Here is a 348-nt window from a genome sequence, read left to right as displayed (position 1 = left end):
GGAGGACTTAACTGCTGTGTTCGGGATGGGAACAGGTGTAGCCCCTCCGCCATCGTCACCAGATCTTTTTGGGTTTTTATTATTTTCAATTGATTGATTATATTGGTGGAGCTAAGCGGGATCGAACCGCTGACCTCTTGAATGCCATTCAAGCGCTCTCCCAGCTGAGCTATAGCCCCTTGCTTTATGATATTGAATCTTTATTGAAAGACTTGGTTTCATATCGCCCCGTTATAGCGGGGAAGTATGATATTACATGATTTGACTTTTTCAATCAACCTGTAATTGTTTCCAGTCCCTCAAAATCAAACAGTTGTATAAGTTAGCCGTGCGTCTATGACTACCAGC

General features: G+C 43.1%; 1 tRNA gene and 1 rRNA gene. Both read right to left on the bottom strand.

What is annotated here, in order from left to right:
• Positions 1-63 (bottom strand): 5S ribosomal RNA (gene rrf / locus F9B85_RS14230); the annotation flags it as partial.
• A 40-nt stretch (positions 64-103) separates the two neighbouring features.
• Positions 104-179: transfer RNA gene (locus tag F9B85_RS14225), tRNA-Ala, on the bottom strand.
• Positions 180-348: the final 169 nt, after the last annotated feature.

This window comes from Heliorestis acidaminivorans (genome assembly GCF_008933955.1).
GTDB classification, from domain to species: domain Bacteria; phylum Bacillota; class Desulfitobacteriia; order Heliobacteriales; family Heliobacteriaceae; genus Heliorestis; species Heliorestis acidaminivorans.
This window is presented reverse-complemented; position numbering and strand designations above follow the sequence as displayed.